The organism is Roseateles sp. P4_D2 (assembly GCF_056401875.1).
The window spans coordinates 303563-321655 of record NZ_JBFUIM010000008.1; the positions used below are offsets into that span (position 1 = coordinate 303563).

General features: G+C 67.8%; 23 protein-coding genes. 5 read left to right on the forward strand and 18 right to left on the reverse strand.

The window, feature by feature from the left end; translation table 11 throughout:
- Positions 1-83 precede the first annotated feature (83 nt).
- The 7 genes from AC1DW0_RS16770 to flgB form a co-directional block, all read right to left on the reverse strand.
- Positions 84-761, reverse strand: coding sequence for a flagellar basal body L-ring protein FlgH (locus AC1DW0_RS16770; protein ID WP_056199147.1), 678 nt, complete (start codon positions 759-761; stop codon positions 84-86).
- Between the two features lie 120 nt (positions 762-881).
- Positions 882-1664 (reverse strand): flagellar basal-body rod protein FlgG, encoded by a 783-nt coding sequence (flgG, locus tag AC1DW0_RS16775; RefSeq protein ID WP_477946966.1) that lies wholly within the window; start codon positions 1662-1664, stop codon positions 882-884.
- A gap of 12 nt (positions 1665-1676) precedes the next feature.
- Positions 1677-2408, reverse strand: coding sequence for a flagellar basal-body rod protein FlgF (gene flgF / locus AC1DW0_RS16780; RefSeq protein ID WP_457394362.1), 732 nt, complete (start codon positions 2406-2408; stop codon positions 1677-1679).
- A 22-nt stretch (positions 2409-2430) separates the two neighbouring features.
- Positions 2431-3777, reverse strand: coding sequence for a flagellar hook protein FlgE (gene flgE, locus AC1DW0_RS16785; protein ID WP_477946967.1), 1347 nt, complete (start codon positions 3775-3777; stop codon positions 2431-2433).
- Positions 3778-3806: 29 nt separating this feature from the next.
- Positions 3807-4448 carry a flagellar hook assembly protein FlgD gene (locus AC1DW0_RS16790; protein ID WP_056199134.1) on the reverse strand — a complete coding sequence of 214 codons (642 nt, stop codon included), beginning with the start codon at positions 4446-4448 and terminating at the stop codon, positions 3807-3809.
- Positions 4449-4464: 16 nt separating this feature from the next.
- On the reverse strand, positions 4465-4881 hold the full coding sequence (gene flgC / locus AC1DW0_RS16795) for a flagellar basal body rod protein FlgC (RefSeq protein ID WP_056199131.1): 417 nt from the start codon (positions 4879-4881) through the stop codon (positions 4465-4467).
- 13 nt (positions 4882-4894) lie between these two features.
- Positions 4895-5308 carry a flagellar basal body rod protein FlgB gene (gene flgB, locus AC1DW0_RS16800; protein ID WP_056199128.1) on the reverse strand — a complete coding sequence of 138 codons (414 nt, stop codon included), beginning with the start codon at positions 5306-5308 and terminating at the stop codon, positions 4895-4897.
- Between the two features lie 158 nt (positions 5309-5466).
- Here flgB and flgA point away from each other — a divergent pair, with 158 nt between their 5' ends.
- The 3 genes from flgA to AC1DW0_RS16815 all read left to right on the forward strand — a co-directional run bounded on the left by flgA (position 5467) and on the right by AC1DW0_RS16815 (position 7041).
- Entirely contained in the window at positions 5467-6177 is a 711-nt protein-coding gene (gene flgA / locus AC1DW0_RS16805) for a flagellar basal body P-ring formation chaperone FlgA (RefSeq protein WP_477946969.1), read from the forward strand.
- A gap of 138 nt (positions 6178-6315) precedes the next feature.
- On the forward strand, positions 6316-6648 hold the full coding sequence (gene flgM, locus AC1DW0_RS16810) for a flagellar biosynthesis anti-sigma factor FlgM (protein WP_056199125.1): 333 nt from the start codon (positions 6316-6318) through the stop codon (positions 6646-6648).
- A 3-nt stretch (positions 6649-6651) separates the two neighbouring features.
- Complete coding sequence (locus AC1DW0_RS16815; protein ID WP_056199123.1) at positions 6652-7041, forward strand: hypothetical protein; 390 nt, start codon at positions 6652-6654, stop codon at positions 7039-7041.
- 116 nt (positions 7042-7157) lie between these two features.
- On the opposite strand, the gene AC1DW0_RS16820 is transcribed toward AC1DW0_RS16815, so the two are convergent.
- From AC1DW0_RS16820 to AC1DW0_RS16850, 7 genes are all read right to left on the reverse strand, one after another.
- The gene (locus AC1DW0_RS16820) at positions 7158-7514 is read right to left on the reverse strand and encodes a hypothetical protein (protein WP_457394373.1); all 357 of its coding nucleotides are present in this window, start codon (positions 7512-7514) and stop codon (positions 7158-7160) included.
- Between the two features lie 211 nt (positions 7515-7725).
- Complete coding sequence (locus tag AC1DW0_RS16825; protein WP_457323396.1) at positions 7726-8157, reverse strand: DUF1841 family protein; 432 nt, start codon at positions 8155-8157, stop codon at positions 7726-7728.
- A gap of 36 nt (positions 8158-8193) precedes the next feature.
- Entirely contained in the window at positions 8194-10041 is a 1848-nt protein-coding gene (gene kefC / locus AC1DW0_RS16830) for a glutathione-regulated potassium-efflux system protein KefC (RefSeq protein ID WP_477946972.1), read from the reverse strand.
- Positions 10038-10694 carry a glutathione-regulated potassium-efflux system oxidoreductase KefF gene (gene kefF, locus AC1DW0_RS16835; protein ID WP_477946974.1) on the reverse strand — a complete coding sequence of 219 codons (657 nt, stop codon included), beginning with the start codon at positions 10692-10694 and terminating at the stop codon, positions 10038-10040. The genes kefC and kefF overlap by 4 nt, the downstream gene beginning before the upstream one ends.
- Before the next feature lie 28 nt (positions 10695-10722).
- Complete coding sequence (locus tag AC1DW0_RS16840) at positions 10723-11274, reverse strand: outer membrane beta-barrel protein (RefSeq protein ID WP_477947000.1); 552 nt, start codon at positions 11272-11274, stop codon at positions 10723-10725.
- Between the two features lie 62 nt (positions 11275-11336).
- On the reverse strand, positions 11337-12725 hold the full coding sequence (locus tag AC1DW0_RS16845; RefSeq protein ID WP_477946976.1) for a sensor histidine kinase: 1389 nt from the start codon (positions 12723-12725) through the stop codon (positions 11337-11339).
- Positions 12722-13381, reverse strand: a complete 660-nt coding sequence (locus tag AC1DW0_RS16850; RefSeq protein WP_056199107.1) for a response regulator — start codon at positions 13379-13381, stop codon at positions 12722-12724. Before AC1DW0_RS16850 ends, AC1DW0_RS16845 begins: the two co-directional genes overlap by 4 nt.
- A gap of 85 nt (positions 13382-13466) precedes the next feature.
- Here AC1DW0_RS16850 and AC1DW0_RS16855 point away from each other — a divergent pair, with 85 nt between their 5' ends.
- Positions 13467-13922: a MaoC family dehydratase gene (locus AC1DW0_RS16855; protein ID WP_457390883.1), complete on the forward strand. Its 456-nt coding sequence runs from the start codon at positions 13467-13469 to the stop codon at positions 13920-13922.
- A 44-nt stretch (positions 13923-13966) separates the two neighbouring features.
- Entirely contained in the window at positions 13967-14872 is a 906-nt protein-coding gene (locus AC1DW0_RS16860) for a DUF808 domain-containing protein (protein ID WP_457390885.1), read from the forward strand.
- Positions 14873-14874: 2 nt separating this feature from the next.
- Here the strand turns inward: AC1DW0_RS16860 and AC1DW0_RS16865 are convergent, their stop codons facing one another.
- From AC1DW0_RS16865 to AC1DW0_RS16880, 4 genes are read right to left on the reverse strand one after another with little or no spacing between them, the layout of a single operon-like run.
- Entirely contained in the window at positions 14875-15366 is a 492-nt protein-coding gene (locus tag AC1DW0_RS16865; RefSeq protein ID WP_457390887.1) for a DUF6714 family protein, read from the reverse strand.
- A 14-nt stretch (positions 15367-15380) separates the two neighbouring features.
- Complete coding sequence (locus AC1DW0_RS16870; RefSeq protein WP_056199739.1) at positions 15381-16211, reverse strand: segregation and condensation protein A; 831 nt, start codon at positions 16209-16211, stop codon at positions 15381-15383.
- A 12-nt stretch (positions 16212-16223) separates the two neighbouring features.
- A complete protein-coding gene (locus tag AC1DW0_RS16875) occupies positions 16224-16427 on the reverse strand; it encodes a DUF3460 family protein (protein ID WP_056199099.1) in 204 nt (67 codons plus the stop codon).
- 14 nt (positions 16428-16441) lie between these two features.
- A complete protein-coding gene (locus AC1DW0_RS16880; protein ID WP_457354213.1) occupies positions 16442-18091 on the reverse strand; it encodes a SulP family inorganic anion transporter in 1650 nt (549 codons plus the stop codon).
- Between the last annotated feature and the right edge of the window lie 2 nt (positions 18092-18093).

Consider the following 18093-nt stretch of genomic DNA (forward strand, 5'->3'; position numbering starts at 1 on the left):
TACCGCCCGTGGCCTGCGCGCTGAACAGCGGCAATGGCAATGGCTGCACAGAGGACACTTCTGAGTGTGCCTGCGCCGCCCGATCAGCTCGGCGCGAGGTTCAGGAAGAAGCGCGACAGCCAGCCCACGGCGTGGGCGTCCGCCGCTGCGCCGCGGCCGCGCTGCTCGATGCGCACATTGGCCACCGACGTCGACGGCACCGCATTGCCCTGGGCAATCATGCGCGGGTCGACTTGGCCGGAGAAGCGCAGCACGTCGACATTGCGGTTCACGCCGATCTGCTTTTCGCCGCTGATCATCAGGTGGCCGTTGGGCAGCACACCGGTCACGACAGCCGTGATGGCGCCGGTGAACTCGTTGGTGTTCTGGTTGCTGCCCTTGCCCTTGTTGTCATTGGCCGACGTGGCCTCGGCGCTGGCCCTGCCGAAGGCCTTGGGCGAGATGCCCGGCACTGCGGTGATGCCGGCCGACAGGCTGCCTGTCTTGCTCAGCTCGCTGGTGCTCGTCTGCGAGGCCGAGACGCGTTCGGTGATGTTGACGGTCAGCGTGTCGCCGACGAGGCGGGCGCGATGGTCTTCGAACAGCGGACGGTAGGCGGCCGCCTGGTAGATGGAGCCGTTGGTGGGCGCCATGGCCTGCACCGGCGGCAGGTTGACGACCGGCGTGTGGGCCAATTCGACCTGGGGCTCGGGATAGGGCGTGGCGCAGCCGGCGAGCAGGGCGGTGGCGACCAGGAGTCCAGTGAGTGCAACGATTTTCATGACAACTTGTCCATTCATAAGGCCGCGGAGCAGGCCGCTCATCCAGCGGCGCCGCGGAACCGGCTTTGCCGGGCCGCTGGCGCGCCCCCTGGGGGGAGCGCGCGAGCGCTACGGGGGGAGCTAGATCTGGGCGAGCTTCTGCAGCATCTGGTCGGAGGTCTGCACGGCCTTGGAATTGAGTTCGTAGGCGCGCTGGGTCTGGATCATCTGCACCAGTTCCTCGACGACGTTGACGTTGGAGGTCTCGACGAAGCCCTGTTGCACCGCGCCAATGCCGTTGTTGTTGGGCGAGCCGGTGTTGGGCGTGCCGCTGGCGGCCGTCTCGGTGAACAGGTTCTGGCCCTTGGGATCCAGGCCGGCCGGATTGACGAAGGTGGCGAGCTGCAGCTGGCCGACGGTCTGCGCCGCGGCTTGGCCGGGCAGCGTGACGCTGACGGTGCCGTCGTTGCCGATGGTCAGGCTTTGCGCGTTGGCGGGAATGGTGATGCCGGGCAGCAGCGTGTAGCCGTTGTTGGTGACCATCTGGCCATTGGCATTGAGCTGGAACGAGCCGTCGCGTGTGTAGGCGGTCGTGCCATCGGGCTGCTGGATCTGGAAGAAACCGTCGCCCTTGATGGCCAGGTCCAGGTTGTTGCTGGTCTGCTGCAGATTGCCCTGCGTGTAGATGCGTGCCGTGGCCACCGGGCGCACGCCCAGGCCGACCTGCAGACCGGTGGGCAGCGTGGTCTGGTCGGTGCTGTTGGCGCCGGCCTGACGCATGTTCTGGTAGATCAGGTCCTCGAAAACGGCGTGCGAGCGCTTGTAGCCATTGGTGGCGACGTTGGCGAGGTTGTGCGAGATGTTGTCCAGCTGGGTTTGCTGGGCTTCCATGCCGGTCTTGGCGATCCAGAGCGAGCGCATCATGGTGGGGCCTCTTTACTGACTGCCAAGCAGCTTGGCGGATTGCTGGCCCTGGGTCTGGGCAATTTGCAGCAGCTTCATCTGCTGCTCGAACTGGCGGCCCGCGGCGATCATGGCGACCATGGTCTCGACCGGGCTGACGTTGGAGCCTTCCAGCGCTCCGTCCTGCAGGCGAGCGGCCTGGTTGGCAGGCAGGTCGCCCTCTAGAGCGCGGAACAGGCCGTCGTCGCCACGCGTGAGTTGGTTGGTCGCTTCGGGCGTGACGAGCTTGAGCCGGCCCACCGTGGTCGGTTTCTGGTTCGGTGCCTTGGCACTGACGGTGCCGTCGCTGCCGATGGCCACCTCGCTGTTGGCTGGCACGTTGATCGGCCCGCCGTCGCCCAGCACCGGCATGCCGTTGCGCATGACGAGGATGCCTTCGGCGTTCACGTCCAGCGAGCCGGCACGGGTGTAGGCCTCGGTGCCGTCATTGGCCTGCACGGCCAGCCAGGCATTGCCCTGCATGGCAACGTCGAGGTTGCGGCCGGTCGGCGTGAGCGGCCCCTGGGCGTCGTTGTAGCCGATGGTGGTCTCCAGCGCGAAGGCGCGCGTGGACGCGCCGTCGCCGCGCACCGGCACGGCGCGAAAGGCCTGCAGTTCCGCCCGAAAACCATTCGTGGTGACGTTGGCAAGATTGTGCGAGAGCACGTCCTGCCGCTGCATGGCCGCCTTGGCGCCGGCCATCGAGAGGTAGATCATGCGGTCCATCGCGCGTCCTCAGCCGTCGTGATCAGCGCAGGTTGACGATGGTCTGCAGGACCTGGTCCTGCGTCTTGATCGTCTGTGCATTGGCTTGGTAGGCGCGCTGGGCCGTCACCATGTTGACGAGCTCGGCGGTCAGGTCGACGTTGCTTTCCTCCAGCGCGCCGGACTGCAGCGCGCCCATGTTGCCGTCGCCCGGCACGCCGACGACCGCGTCACCCGAGGAGACGGTGCGGATCCAGACGTTGCCGCCCATGGTCTGCAGGCCTTGCGGGTTGCGGAAGCTGGCGAGCTCAACCTGGCCGGCCGGCTTGCTCTGGCCGTTGGAATAGCGGGCCTGGACGATGCCGTCGTTGGCGACCTGGATGCCGGTCAGCTGGCCCGGGGCATAGCCGTCCTGGGTCAGGTTGGTCACCGCGAAGCTGCTGCCGTTCTCGGTCGCGCCGGTCAGGTTGAGCTGGATGCCGGGAATCGCCAGCGTCGGGTTGCCGCGCGTGCTGGTGCCGGCCGGCACGGACATGGAGATCGTGCCGGGCGGTGTCGTCGCGCTGCCGGCGATGGCCGAAGGCGCGCCGCCGGTGGGCGGGAAGGTGACGGTGGTGTAGGGGATCGTCGGGTTGCCGTTGGCGTCCAGCGGGATGGCGTTGCCGGAAGCATCGGTATCGAAAGGCGTGCCGTTGGCAGTCGCGTAGACGTTCCAGACGTCGTTGGGCGGCACGGCGCCACTGGGGTCGGTCGCGCGCTGGAAGTAGAAGGTCACGGCGACGTCCTGGCCCTTGGCGTCGTAGGCCGTCATGGACGTCGCGTTGTTGTAGGTCGCGCTGTCCTTCAGGTCCATGCCGGTGCCCGTGCCGCCACCGGGGGCGGTGGCTTTCAGGCGGGAGTCGAGGTTGAGCTCCATGCTGACCTTGGTTGTCACGGCGGGCGGGATGCCGCCGGTGGGCAGCTGCAGCGGTTGGGCCGTGCCGGGTTGGATGACACCCGCGCCATTGGCCGGATAGCCCATCAGCTTGAGGCCCTCGTTATTGACGATGAAGCCATCCTTGCTGACCTTGAACTGGCCGTTGCGGGTGTAGCGCGTCGGGTTCACACCGTCGCTGACCTGGAAGAACCCGCCACCGTTGATGGCGAGGTCCATCGGGTTTTCGGTCGTCGTGATATTGCCCTGGGTGAACTGCTGGGCGACGGACTGCAGGCTGGTGCCGATGCCGACCTGGTTGGCGCCGGCGCCGTTCAGCGCCGCGGCGTAGACGTCGGAGAACTCGGCCCGCGAACCCTTGGCGCCAAAGGTGCCGGAGTTGGCGATGTTGTTGCCGATGACGTCCAGGTTCTTGGAGGCGGCATTGAGCCCGGAAAGGCCTTGCTGGAAGCTCATGGGGAGTCCTTGCTATGCGGGAGAGGTGATCAGTTGACCGAGGAGACGGCCGTGTAGTCCACGGGGCCGAGGCGTTCGAGATTGAGCTTGAGGCTGCCGTTCTCGCTGTAGACGGCGTCCACCTTGTCGTGGGCGTAGAGCGTGGACGTGACGGCCTTGGCGCCGTTGGCTGCGGTGATGCGGTACTTGACTTCAGTGCCCTCAGGCACCTTGGTGCCGGCGGGCCAGGAGAAGGTCTGGCGGCCCGAGCCCTGGGCACCCAGCTGCACGGTGTCGATGACATTGCCGGCCCCGCCGAGGATCTCCAGCTTCACGGTCTGGGCCGCGCCGTCGAGCTCGTAGCTGCCGTCGGCAGCACCGTTCTCGACCTGGATCTTGTCGCTGGGCACGCTGACCTCGCGGCCCACCAGCGAGATGGACTGCAGGGCCTGCATCTGGCCGAGCTGGCCGCCCAGGCTCTTGATGCTGGTGTCCAGCGTGGACAGGCTCGTCACCTGCTGGATCTGCGCCATCTGGCTCGTCACCTGCGCGTTGTCCATCGGGTTGAGCGGGTCCTGGTTGTTCATCTGCGCGACGAGCAGCTTCAGGAAGCGGTCCTGGGTTTCGGCGGCGTTCTTGGCGGAAACGGTGGGCGTGCCCGTCGTGCTGCCGTTGAGTGCGGTGATGTCCATAGCGGGCTTTCAGCGGTCAGGACTGGCCGAGTTGCAAGGTCTTGAGCAGCAGGTTCTTGGCCGTGCTCATCACCTCGATGTTGTTCTGGTAGGAGCGCGACGCCGAGATCATGTTGACCATCTCTTCCACCGGGTTCACGTTGGAATAGGTCACATAGCCATCGGCATCGGCCTGCGGATGCTTGGGGTCGTGCACGCGGCGGCCGGGGGTCTGGTCCTCGGTGACGCTGGTCACGCGCACGCCGGCGCTGCCGCTGTCGTTGCCGGCGCCCATCAATTGGGTCTGGAAGACGACCTGGCGCGCCTTGTAGGCCTGGCCGTCCGGGCCGGCCACGGTATCGGCGTTGGCCAGGTTGCTGGCCACGACGTTGAGGCGCTGGCTCTGGGCGCTGACCGCGCTGCCGGCGACGTGAAAGATCTGGAACATGGACATGGTTCAGCTCTCCTCAGCTCTGGTTGTGCGACTTCATCGCATCCAGCGTCGTGCGTACGGCGCCGTTGATGAAGCGCAGCGTCGCCTCGTACTTCACCGAGTTGTCCGCGAAGCTGGCGCGTTCGCGGTCCATGTCGACACCGTTGCTGTCCAGGCTGGTCTGGGACTGCAGCGCGTATTCCTTGCCGCTCTCGCCGCGCGCACCGGCCAGCGGCGCGATGTGGCCGCGCTGCGTTGCGGCAAGAGCGCCGGGCGTGCCGATCTCGCCGGTGGCTTCACGCAGGGCCTTGGCGAAGTCCATGTCGCGAGCCTGATAGCCGGGCGTGTCGGCGTTGGCGATGTTGCTGGCGAGCTGGCGCTGACGCTCCGCCCGCAGCGTGAGCGCCTGGGTCTGGAAGTTCAGCGTGTCTGTCAATCGGTTCAACATCTGGGGGCCTCTTTCGAGGTTGCTTTCGAGCTGAAGGGCCGGGATGGCTCTTCTCGCAAATTGTCTGGAGCAGCTCCGAAAACATGAGCGGGATAAACGGGGGCAAAGCCGTTCAATTCCGACCTAGGGACTGCCGGCCCCTCTCTAGAGTGGCGGCCATGCTTCGTGCCACCCTGCTCCTTGTCTGCATGCTGCTCTCGGCCGATCCCGGCCTGGCGCAGACCGTGCCTGCGTCGGTGCTTGATCCGGCGCTGGTGGAGCGGGTGCGCGTGCTGGCCGAGGCGGCCGCGCGCGCCGCGGCACCCCCCAATACCCGTGTGGCCGTTGAGATCGGCGTGCTTGACGCCCGGCTGCGCCTGGCGCCCTGCCAGCAGATCCAGCCTTATCTGCCGCCCGGCATGGCCGTCTGGGGCAAGAGCCGCATCGGCCTGCGCTGCACCGATGGCGTGGCGCGCTGGAATGTCACGCTGCCAATACGCGTTGCCGTCTTTGGCCGCGCCGTTGTCGCCAGCGGCCCGCTGCCGGCTGGTGTGAATTTGTCTCAAGAACAGCTGGCCGTGGCCGATATCGACATCGCTGCCGAGCCCGGCGCCGTCTTCACGGATCCGGCCCTGCTGATCGGCCGCACGCTGGCTCGCCCGCTGGGCGCCGCCGAGGCGGTGCGCGCGCCGGCGCTGAAGTCGCGCCAATGGTTTGCCGCCGGAGAGACCGTGCAGGTCCGGGTTGCGGGTGAGGGATTTGCCGTCGCCTCCGAGGCGCAGGCTCTGTCGGCCGGCATCGAGGGCCAGGAGGTCAGGGTGAGGTTTGAGAGTGGTCGCGTCGCCAGCGGCCGACCAGTCGGCGAACGCCGCGTGGACGTGTTGCTATGAGCAAACTGCCACGAATCTTGAGAACTGGCCGGAAAAACCGGCCAATTCCCGCTCAAGTTCCTAGGCCCGGGGCCGATACAGGAGGAAACTCCCCTGCAATGCCCTCTGCGGGGCCCGCCCCGCACCCTGGAGAAGCTCATGAAGATCGGTAACAGCCCAGACGGCACCGCCAGCCCGCCCAAGGCCGAGCGCCCCGCCTCGCGCAAGCCCGAGGCTGCCGGCACGGCCGATGTCGTCCGTCAGACCGCCCAAGCCGCGACCTCTGCGCCCAGCGCCCAGGTCGCCATTTCCAACACCGCCAAGCTGGCTGCCAGTGGCAGCGCCGACGACGGCAGCTTTGACGCCGCCAAGGTCGCACGCATCTCCAAGGCCATCAGTGAGGGTAAGTTCACGGTCAACGCGAACGCCATCGCCGACAAGCTGGTCTCAAATGCGCAAGAATTGCTGGACAGCCGCGTCAATAAGCACTGAACCATGACCGCCATCGCTCCGTCCACCCTCGGCACCGAACTCGAACAGCCTCTGCTGGCTGTCGAGGCTGCGCTGAACCAGCTCGGTGATGCGCTGGCCCGCCGCGACGCGACGGCCATCGAACAGCATGCCGCCGAGCTGCACCAGCACCTGGCCCGCGCCGTGCAGAACTTCAGCGAAGCCGCCCGCACCGGCAGCGTGCCCAGCGCCCTGCGCAACCGCCTTGTGCGTGCCGGCGGCCTGCTGGCCGCCCAGCGCGAAGCCCTGGCCCGCGGCAATGCTTCGCTGGATCGTGCGCTGGACGTGCTGATCCCGAGCGAGCCCACCGGCCTGTATGGCGCTGGCGGCAAGGCCGAGCGCCGCAGCGTCGGCGGCGGCAGCTACCAGGCCTGATCGGTCGCTGAATACAGGAAGCCACCTGCGGGTGGCTTTTTTTCGCCTTGTCGCCCCACAAGCGCCAAAAAGAAGAGCGGCCCCGGAGGGCCGCTCGTCATGGTGCAGGGCTCCGCTTACTTGGCTGCCAGGGCAGTGGTGCGGCGCACGACCGGGGCCGGGAAATCGCCCAGCTCGCGAGCGGCGTTCTCGCCATGGTCGGCGGCCAGCGCTGCGGTCTGTTCGACCTGCAGGTCGGTCGCCCTGACCGTCAGGATGGCCTGACGGGGCAGCTTGACGGTTGCGACGGCGGCAGCCTTGGCGGTGGCCGGCGTCGTCGCTTCGACACCCTTCTCACCTTGGAGGGCAGCCAGTTCGCCGCTGTTGCGGGCGGCCACGAGGTCGGCGATGACGGATTCGCGGGTTGTTTGTGCGGAGGCGGCGCCGGCAGCGATCAGCAGGGCGGCGGCAAAGACGGTAGACAGCTTGTTCATGATGATTTCCTTCAAGTTCCGTGGCGGGTAGTTCCGCCTGGTTTGCTTGGGCATCGCGACCGCGGTGTCCATGGGCTGAACTCTAGGCAGTGCGACTCGGTAGAAACACCAGGGCCGCAGCAACGCGTCGTTCAGAAAAGGAAAACAATCAACGACCTGAATAAGCTGTTGTGCCGGAAAAATATCGAATTTATTCCGATGCTGACCGGGCTCAGCGGGTAGCCGCCTGGCGCACCTTGTCCAGATAGGCGTGCCCATCCGGCGGCAAGCCGCTTCGCTGGGACGCCCACACCATTTCCCCCAGGGCTTCCATGGCGACATGGTGGGCCTCGTGGCGGGAATTGCGCTTGGCAGCCAGCAGGTCGATGGCCTGGCGGATGCCCGAGGGCTGGTCGATGGCGTGTTGCTCGGTGATGGTCAGATGCATGGACAGATGCAGGAAGGGGTTGGTGCGCCCTTCCTCCACCGTGTAGACCTTCTCCAGCGCTGCGGCTTCGTCGGCGAGATCGGAGTGGTACTCCGGATGCTCGGCGATCCAGTCCGCTGCAAGGGCTTCCATCGGGATCAACGGCGCGCCGTCGCGCCACTTGCGGTAGGTGGCGCAGAAGAAGCGCCGGACTTCGAGCTGGGATGGGGCGAACATGACTCGATTGTCGCCGCGCACCTTCAAACCCTGCCCTCAAAGAGGCGGTGCGGCGTCCTGCCTGTCCCAGCCGCCGCGCTGGGCCTTGCGGTGGGCATCCTCGGCCTCGCGCTCGGCTGCGATCAGCTGCTCGAACTGCTGACGGCCCAGGCGGGCGGCGGCGATCAGCGCGCCCTCGTCGCCCTGCAGCGGCACCATGGTGTTGAGCACGTCGATGTTGTGGCGCCTGAAGCGCATGGCCTGGCGGCGCGCGGCGTGCGGCTCCATGCCGGTCAGCTCCAGCACGCTGCGCGCGCTCATCAGCGCGGCGTCGAAGGTCTCGCGTTCGATGTGGCGCACGCCGGCCTCGTGCAGCTGGTAGTAGTGCTGCACGTTGCGCGCGCGAGCGACGACGGTGAGCTGCGGGAAATGCTCGCGCGCCAGCTCGGCGATCTCGACGCTTTGCGCGATTTCGTCGATGGCGATGACGAGGATGCGGGCCGTTTGCGCGCCGGCGGTCTTGAGCATGTCCAGCCGCGTCGCGTCGCCGTAATAGACCGTCCAGTCAAAGCGGCGCAGGCTCTCGATGGCCTCGGAGTCATGGTCCAGCACCGTGGCCTCCAGGCCGTTGGCGCGCAGCATGCGGGCGACGACCTGACCGTAGCGGCCGCTGCCGGCAATGATGATGGGCGAGGGCGGTGGTGGCGTTGCGTCGGCGCGCTTCTTGAGGCCGCGGCGGGCGAGCTTCTGCGACATCAGCCGGTCGCCGCCAGTCAGCAGCAGCGGCGTCAGCGCCAGCGAAAGCGCGACGGCCGCGACCAGGGCCGAGTTCTGCGCCGCGCTGATCATGCCTTCGCTCTGCGCGAGCTGGAAGACGACGAAGCCGAACTCGCCGCCCTGGGCCAGCAGGATGACGAAGGCGGGCCGCTCCACCAGCGGGATTTTCATCGCCTTGGACATGGCCATCAGTACAAAGATCTTGCAGCCCAGCAGGGCCAGCACCAGCAGGGCCACGAAACCCGGCTGAGCGGCGACGGCCTTCAAGTCCAGCCCCATGCCGACGGCGATGAAGAACAGGCCCAGCAGCAGGCCCTTGAAGGGCTCCAGGTCGGTTTCCAGTTCGCGGCGGTACTCGCTTTCGGCCAGCAGCACGCCGGCCAGGAAGGCGCCCAGGGCCATGGACAGGCCGACCAGCTGCATCAGCGCCGCCGTGCCCAGCACCAGCAGCAGGGCCGCGGCCGTGAAGATCTCGGGCGTCTTGCTGTGGGCAATCCAGCGCAGCGCCGGGCGCAGCAGCAGGCGCCCACCGAAGACGATGGTGATGATGGCGCCCAGGGCCTTGGCCGCCGCCAGCCAGGTCTTGCCGTCGCCATCGTCGGAGGCGCCGCTGAGCGCCAGCACCGGTACCAGGGCCAGCACGGGGATGGCAGCGATGTCCTGCAGCAGTGCGACGGACAGGATGCTCTCGCCCGCCGTCGTGCGGCCGAGGTTGCGCTCGGCCAGCACCGCCAGCGCCACGGCCGTGGACGACATCGCCAGGCCCAGGCTGACGACGACGGCCAGGCGCCAGGGGTAGCCGAGCGCCATGCCGACGAAGGTCAGCACGGCCGCGCAGCCCAGCAACTGCACGCTGCCCCAGCCGAAGATGGGCCGGCGCATGGCCCACAGCCGCTTGGGCTCCAGCTCCAGGCCGACGAGGAAGAGCATCAGCACCACGCCGAGTTCGGCGACCTCGGGGATGGCCGTGGATTCGGGGATCAGCCCCAGCACTGCCGGACCGATCAGCAGGCCGGCGACAAGGTAGCCGAGGATGGAGCCCAAGCGCAGCCAGCGCGCCAGCGGCACGGCGAGCACGGCGGCGGCGAGGAAGACGAGGGGCAGTTGCAGCCAGTTGCCGTGGCTCATTCGTCGCTCCCGGCATCCAACGTGGAGAACAACGGTGGCCTCTCATCCAGAGCAACGGCCTCCTCGTCGCCGATGGCTGGCTCGGCGAGGTGCTCGCACCACTCGGGGTAATGCGCCAGCCGCTTCACGAACAGCTCGGCATGGGCGGTGATCTCGGCGTCCGTCACGCGGTGGGCGCCTTGCAGGATCTGCGGCGGCAGGTAGTTCATGCCGCAGGTATGGGCCGATTGCCGGTAGGGCAGCAGGAAGTCGGCTATGGGGTGGTGGTTGTGGCCACCCGGCGCATAGGCCTCGGCGCCGCCGCCGGTGGAGGCCACCAGCCAGAAGTCCTTGCCGTGCAGGGCCGTGCCGCCGGGGCCATAGGCCCAGCCCAGGCGCGGCACCTCGTCCAGCCAGAGCTTTTGCAGCGCGGGCATGCTGTACCAGTAGATGGGGTGCAGCATGACGACGAGCTTGGCCGCCTCGAGGGCGCGCTGTTCGGCGTCGATATGGATGTGGAAGTCGGGGTAGAGGCGGTAGAGGTCACGCAGCTCGACGCGGTCGGCCGCAGGCGAGGCCCGCAGCGCATCGAGCACAGTGCGGGTCGCATGGGAGCGGGCCAGGTCGGGGTGAGCGGCGAGGACGAGGATGTCGCGGGCGGTACGGTCAGGCATGGCCCGCGAGGTTAACTTGCCCGCCCGACTAGAACTTGAAGGCCAGACCCACCTCGGCCTTCTGCTGCGTGAAGCGGTCGCCGTCGCTGCGGCGCGAGCCGTAGCGGTTGTATTCGACGGTGGCGGACACCTGCGGTGCGAGCTTCCACTCCAGGCCGCTGCCGAACATGGGCCGCACGAAGGACTCGCGATCAGCGTGGCCCAGGGAGTCGCTGGCCTTCAGCCGGTTCACCGCCAGCCCGACCTTGCCGAAGAGCGCGAAGGAATCGCCGAGCGATGTGGTGGCCCGTGCGGCCAGGTAGGCGACGCTGGTGGACATCTTCAGCTGGTAGGGGGAACCTGGCGTGGGGTCGGCCGCGTGGTAGGTGCCGAAGGCGCCGTAGCCCAGCTCGGCCGCCCAGGTGGGCGTGAACTGCAGCCCGGCGTACAGCTTCATCGCATGCGGCTTGTTGTCGTTGGCCACGTCATGGCCGTTGATGCTGAAGTTCGCCTCGCCGGGAGTGGTGAGGTTGAAGCCGACGTAGGGGTCGGCGGCATGCGCGGGCAGAGCGGCCAGCGCGGCAACGGTGAGGAACAGCACAGCTTTCAAACAAGGCTCCGGTCGGTGGTGGAAAGGACCGGGCCATTGTTGAAAGCCGTGGCTTAAGGAATGCCCAAGACGGTGACCGGCAACCGAAGTTCGAAGCGCGCACCGCAACCACTGCCGTCGGGCCACGTGAGGCCGTCGCCCAGCGTGACCTGGCCACCCAGTCGGTCGGCAGCCCGCGCCACGATGGCCAGGCCCAGCCCGCTGCCCTGCACGTCATGCCCGGCGCCGCGCCAGAAGCGCTCGAAGGCCTGAGGGCGGTCGGCGGGCGCAATACCCGGGCCGTCATCGGCCACAGCCAGCCGCAGGCCCTCGGGCGCGACGTCGAGACTGACCTCGATGCGGCCGCCGCGGCCCACGTAGCGCAATGCGTTGTCGAGCAGGTTCTGCAGCAAGGACTGCAAGGCCACGGTGTCCAGGCGTACCGGCAGCTGGTCCGGCGCGTCCAGCGCCAGCGCAATGCCGCGCTCGCGTGCGGCGCCCGCCTGCTCGGCCAGTCGCTGCGCGCAGAAATGCGCCAAGTCGAGGGCGACCGGCGCGGCGGGCTGCTCGTTGTCGAGGCTGGCCAGGTCCAGCAGCTGGCGCGACAGGTGGGCGCTGCGTGCGATGGCTTGTTGCAGCCCGGCGGCAGCAGTGGCGCGCGCGTCGGCATCAGCTGCGTGCACGAGGGCGTGGGTCTGCGTGGCGACGACGGCCAGCGGCGTGCGCAGCTCGTGCGCCGCCTCGTGCACAAAGGCGCGTTCACGCGCGCGGCGCCGGCGCAGGCGGCTCAGCAGCGCGTCGAAGGCCTGACCCAGCGGGCGCAGCTCACGGTAGCGCAGGTCCACGTCCAGCGGTGCCAGGTCCTGCCGCAGGTCCAGGCTGTTCAGCCGGCGAGCAAAGCGGCGCAGCGGCGCCAGGCCCGTGTAGACGGCGATCCACAGCGGCAGCAGCATCAACGGGAAGCCCACCAGCAGCTGCATGCCCAGCGCGCCGCTGGCAAAGCCGAGCAACTGGGCGCGCGACAACGCCGGCTCGGCCAGCCGCAGCGACCAGCGCGGCCCGTCCTGGCGGTAGGTCCAGTGCGTCCGGCCGGCGATGGTCTGCTCGCCGACGCCCGGCTTGGCAATGGCATCGCCGGGTGCCGACACGTAGACCTGTCGGCCTTGACGGTCCAGCAACTGCATCAGCAGCGGGCCTGTCGTCATGGTCTGCCCCATGCGCAGCCCGTTGATGTAGCGCGTATGGCCCTCGAGCACCCGGGCAGCCAGCGCGGGATCTTCGATCTCTTCCAGCCCCGCGGCGAGCTGACGGCCCAGCTGGCGCACACCAGGGTCGGTGGCCAACTGGTGCTGGACATCGAGCTGGTCGTCCACCAGCAGCAGCACCGAGCACAGCGTGAAGGCGACCAGCAGCGCCAGGATCAGCCGACGCGTCAGCGTGGGTTGCAGCCATTCGAACTTCATGCGCATTCGAGCCAGTAGCCCACGCCGCGCAGCGTGCCGATGCGGGCCGCGCCCACCTTGCGGCGCAGGTTGGCCAGGTGCACCTCCAGCGTGCCGAACTCCATCGGTTCGCCCAGTGGTGCCAGGCGCTGCGCGAGCTGGTGCTTGGCGACCACACCGCCGCGTTCGCGTGCCAGTTCCAGCAGCAGCTGATATTCGCGCGGCGACAGCGCCAGCTCAGCGCCCTCCAGCAGCACCCGCTGGCGACGCGGCTCGATCGTCAGGCCGCCCAGCGTCCACTCGTCGCTGGCCTGCTGGGCGCAGCGCCGCAGCACCGAGCGCAGGCGCGCCATCAGTTCGGGCATCTCGAAGGGCTTGACCACATAGTCGTCGGCGCCGCCGTCGAAGCCGGCGAGGCGGTCCTCCAGCGTGGTGCGTGCGGTGATGACGATGACTGGCACTGCGCTGCCCTGGCGGCGCCAGCGTGTCAGCAAGGCGCGGCCGTCGCCGTCGGGCAGGGTCTGGTCCAGCAGCACGGCGTCCTGCGCGGCGGGGTCGAGCTGCCGGGGCGCGTCGTTGGCGCGCCGCAGCCAGGTGCTGCTGTGCCCTTCGGTGCACAGCGCGGCCTGCAGCGCAGGCCCCAAGCCGAGGTCGTCCTCGATCAACAGAATGTGCATGGAACGGTGGTGTCGCGTGGGCTACGGTCGATCAGGGCGCGCGAGGTTAACGTAGTGGCACACCCGCCACCTTGCGTCACCCTGCATGCGCCACTTCGACACCCTTGCCGATCTCGAATCCCTGATCGGCCAGCCCCTGGGCCACAGCGACTGGATCACCGTCGACCAGGCGCGCGTGAACGCGTTTGCCGAGGCGACCGAGGACAGGCAGTGGATCCACGTCGACCCCGAGCGTGCCAAGTCAGGGCCTTTCGGCGGACCGATTGCGCATGGCTTCCTGACGCTGTCGCTGATCCCGTATTTTTTTGAGACCGGCTTCTCGGTACGCGAATCGCGCATGGTGCTGAACTACGGCCTCAACAAGGTGCGCTTCACGAAGCCGGTGCCGGTGGGCAGCCGGCTGCGCGCCGGCTTCAAGCTGCTGGCCATGGACCCGGTGGCCGGTGGCGCGGTGCAGTTGACGGTGGAGGTCGCCATCGAGGCGGAAGGTGTGGCCAAACCCGTCTGCGTGGCGGAGAGCCTCGCTCGGCATTACCGCTGAGCGGATAGCATCGCGGCCGTTCCAACGACCGCATCGCCTGCCCCATGGCCTCCAGCCTGCTCGTCCTGCTCGACGACATCGCCACCATCCTTGACGACGTGGCGACCATGACCAAGGTCGCCGCCACGAAGACCGCCGGCGTGCTGGGCGACGATCTGGCGCTCAACGCCCAGCAGGTCAGCGGCGTCAATGCCGACCGCGAATTGCCGGTGGTATGGGCGGTGGCCAAAGGCTCGCTGCTGAACAAGGCCATCCTGGTGCCGGCGGCCCTGGCCATCTCGGCCTTTGCCCCGTGGGCCATCACGCCGCTGCTGATGGTCGGCGGCGCCTATCTGTGCTTCGAGGGCTTTGAGAAGCTGGCGCACAAATTCCTGCATAGCGCGGAGGAAGACCAGGCTCACCACGACGAGCTGGTCAAGGCGATTGCCGACCCCAAGGTCGACATGGCCACCTTCGAGCGCGACAAGGTCAAGGGGGCCATCCGCACCGACTTCATCCTGTCCGCCGAAATCATCGTCATCGCCCTGGGTACGGTGGCCAGCGCGCCGCTGCAGACCCAGTTGGCCGTGCTTGTGGCGGTGTCTTTCGCGATGACGTTGGGCGTCTATGGCTTTGTGGCCGGCATCGTCAAGATGGACGACGCCGGGCTCTGGCTGTCACGCAAGGCAGGCGCGGTGACGCAGGCCTTCGGCCGCTTCCTGCTGGCCGCCGCGCCGCGGTTGATGAAACTGCTGACCGTGCTGGGCACGGCGGCGATGTTCCTTGTCGGCGGCGGCATCCTTGTGCATGGCATTGCGCCACTGCATCACGCCATTGCACATCTGGCCGAGGGCCAGGCTTGGGCTGTTGGGCTGGTGCTGGAGAACGGCGCGAACGCGCTGCTCGGCGTCATCGCCGGCGCACTGGTGCTGGCCGGCGTCACGGCGGTGCAGAAGCTGCGCGGGCGCTGAGGTTAAAGGTACTGCGACCAGTACTTGTCTAGCGGCTCCTTGACGTACGAGAAGCCTTCCTCGTCCAGCACTTCGTAAACATAGAGCATGTACTGCGCGATAGCCCGACACTGCGCTGGCGAGAACATTTCGTGAGGCTTGTGCCATCCGTCGCGGTCAGGTCTGCCTCTTTGATGGAACGCCATCTGCGCTTCAGCCGCGGAGTTCCACTGCGTGTGATAGCCCGCGCGCAGCAGCCAGCACATATAAGCTGGCGCGTAAAAGACGTAGCCCTTGACGTCGAGGAAAGAGAAGACGGCCTCATGGCGCGCGATGTGGGCATCGGGCACGTCCTGCCAATGCTGCGCCGTGTCCATGCGGCGGGCAGCCTGCCGCTCGGCATCCGTCGCGCCATCGTCGATGGCAATGGCCTCGTGCAGTGTCACGCCATCGCCCAGCCTCACGTCGCGGAACGCTTCGTGGATCTGCTTCAGAACTCGGTCCCGGCGATCCACAGCGCGCCGTTGCCTCAATTGGCCGAGTAGGCCAGCCTCACATAGATCGGCGCAAACGCCTCGGCCTGCGTGATCTCCAGCAGGCGCTCCTTGGCCAGCTCCAGCATCGCGATGAAGGTGACGACGATGACGGCCTGGCCGCGCGTGACGTCGAACAGGGCCTCGAACTCGACGAAGCGCTGGCCCTGCAGGCGGCGCAGCACGATGCTCATGTGCTCGCGCACCGACAGCTGCTCGCGGCTGATCTTGTGGTGCTGGTTGAGCTTGGCACGCTTGAGGATATCGAGCCAGGCCTCGCGCAGATCGTCGGTATTGACGTCGGGGAAGTGGGGCGTCAGCGACTGCTCGATGTGCACCTGGGCGCGCAGGAAGTCGCGTCCCAGCTGCGGCAGGCGGTCCAGCCGCGCGGCGGCCAGCTTCATCTGCTCGTACTCCAGCAGGCGCCGCACCAGCTCGGCACGCGGATCCTCGGCCTCCTTGCCATCCTCGCTCTTCTTGGGCGGCAGCAGCATGCGTGACTTGATCTCGATCAGCATCGCGGCCATCAAGAGGTATTCGCTGGCCAGCTCGAGGTTGTGCTTGCGGATCTGCTCGACATAGCTCAGGTACTGGCGGGTCACGTCGGCCAGCGGGATGTCGAGGATGTTGAAGTTCTGCTTGCGGATGAGGTACAGCAGCAGGTCCAGCGGGCCCTGGAAGGCCTCCAGGAAGACCTCCAACGCATCCGGCGGGATGTAGAGGTCCAGCGGCATCTGGAACAGCGGCTCGCCGTACAGGCGCGCCACTGCGACCGCGTCTACGACCTCGGGAAGGTCAGACGCGGCTTGGCTGGATTCCTCAGCCATGGCCGTCAAGGCTTACTTGCCGGACGTTTGATAGACGTAGGGCTGCTGCGGTACGCGGGCGTCGTCGAAACCGGCCTGGGCGTTGCGGTCCTGCTCCTTGTCCCACAGCAGGGCACGGCCGGCGCGCTGTTCGGCCTCCAGCGTGGGGCGCTGGGCCTTGAGTTGCTCAATGAAGTTCGTGACTTCGGACTTGTAGGGCTTCCAGAACAGCGGCATGGGGGTCTCTTTGACTAAGGGGCTGATTTTAGATCGGCGATGCTGGGCACGATGGCGGCGTCGCCCAATTCGGCGGCCAGACCGGAGCGGCGCAGCAGATCCAGGGGCTGGGCGTTGATGTTGGCGAGCACCAGGGCGACGCTGCGCTTGGCCAGCGTGCGGTGCAGTTCGCGCAGAGCCTCCACGCCCGAGGTGTCCATGACGATGAGGCGGTGCATCTCGAAGACGACGGCCCGCGTGCCAGCGGGCAGCTGCTCGGCCAGCGCCTCGATCTTGCCGACCGCGCCAAAGAACAGGGCGCCATAGAGCTCGTAGGCCACCACGCCCTCGGGCAGGACGCCGGCGTCGAAGCGGCTGATCGTGAACAGCTGGCCCATGCGCCAGACGAAGAACACGCAGGACGCGATCAGGCCCACCTCCACCGCCACGGTCAGGTCGGTCACGACGGTCAGCGTGAAAGTGCCGACGAGCAGCGTGCGGTAGGTGAAGTTGAATCGCCGCAGCCTCGCGAACTCGTGCCAGTCGCCCATGTTCCAGGCGACGACGAGCAGGATGCCGGCCAAGGCCGCGAGGGGCACATGCACGGCCAGCGGCGCGGCCACGAGCAGGATGATCAGCAGGCTCAGCGCATGCACGATGCCGGCGACCGGGCTGGTCGCGCCGGCACGGATGTTGGTCACCGTGCGGGCGATGGTGCCGGTGGCCGGCATGCCGCCGAACAGCGGCGCCACCAGGTTGGCGATGCCCTGCGCCATCAGCTCCTGGTTGGGGTCATGGCGGGGCAGGTCAGGCGTGAGCTTGTCGGCCACGCGGGCGCAGAGCAGTGACTCGATGGCGCCGAGCAGCGCCAAAGTCAATGTCGGGATGACGAGCTGGCGCAGGCCCTCCCAGCTCGCGTCCGGCCAGGCCAGCGCTGGCAGGCTGCGCGGAATGCCACCGAAACGGCTGCCGATGGTTTCCAGCGGCAGGTCCAGCAGCGCGGTGGCCAGCGTCGCGCCCACGAGCGCGATGACGGTGCTGGGCAGCAGCGCCATCCAGCGCCGCACGCCGCTCAGGGCCTGCTGCCCGATGTTCTTGGGCCAGAGCAGCAGCACGGTCACGGCCGCGGCAGTCGTCGCAACGGCCCAGGGATTGAAGCCTGCCGCGTGCGCGCTCAGCACGCCAATCTGGCCAAAGAAGTCAGCCGGCATGGGCAGGCGCGACAGGCCGAGCGCATCCTTCAGCTGCGCCAGCGCGATCAGCACGGCGATGCCGTTGGTGAAACCGGTGACGATGGCCACCGGGATGTAGCGCACCAGCACGCCCAGCTTGAGGGCGCCCATCGCGAACAGCAGCACACCGGCGCCCATGGTGGCGAGTAGCAGATTGGCCAGGCCGTAGCGCTGCAGGATGCCGTAGACGACGACGATGAAGGCGCCGGCCGGCCCGCCGATCTGCACGCTGGAGCCGCCGAAGAGGGAGATCAGCAAGCCGGCGACGATGGCCGTGGCCAGGCCCTGTTCGGGGCGCAGACCGGAGGCGATGGCGAAGGCCAGCGCCAGCGGCAGCGCGACGATGCCGACCGTCAGGCCGGCGCCGAGATCAGCGAGGAAGCGCTGCCGCGAGTAACCCGCCCGCAGCGCGAGCATGCGGGGGCGGAAAGGGTGCAGCTGGGGCAGTGGCATGG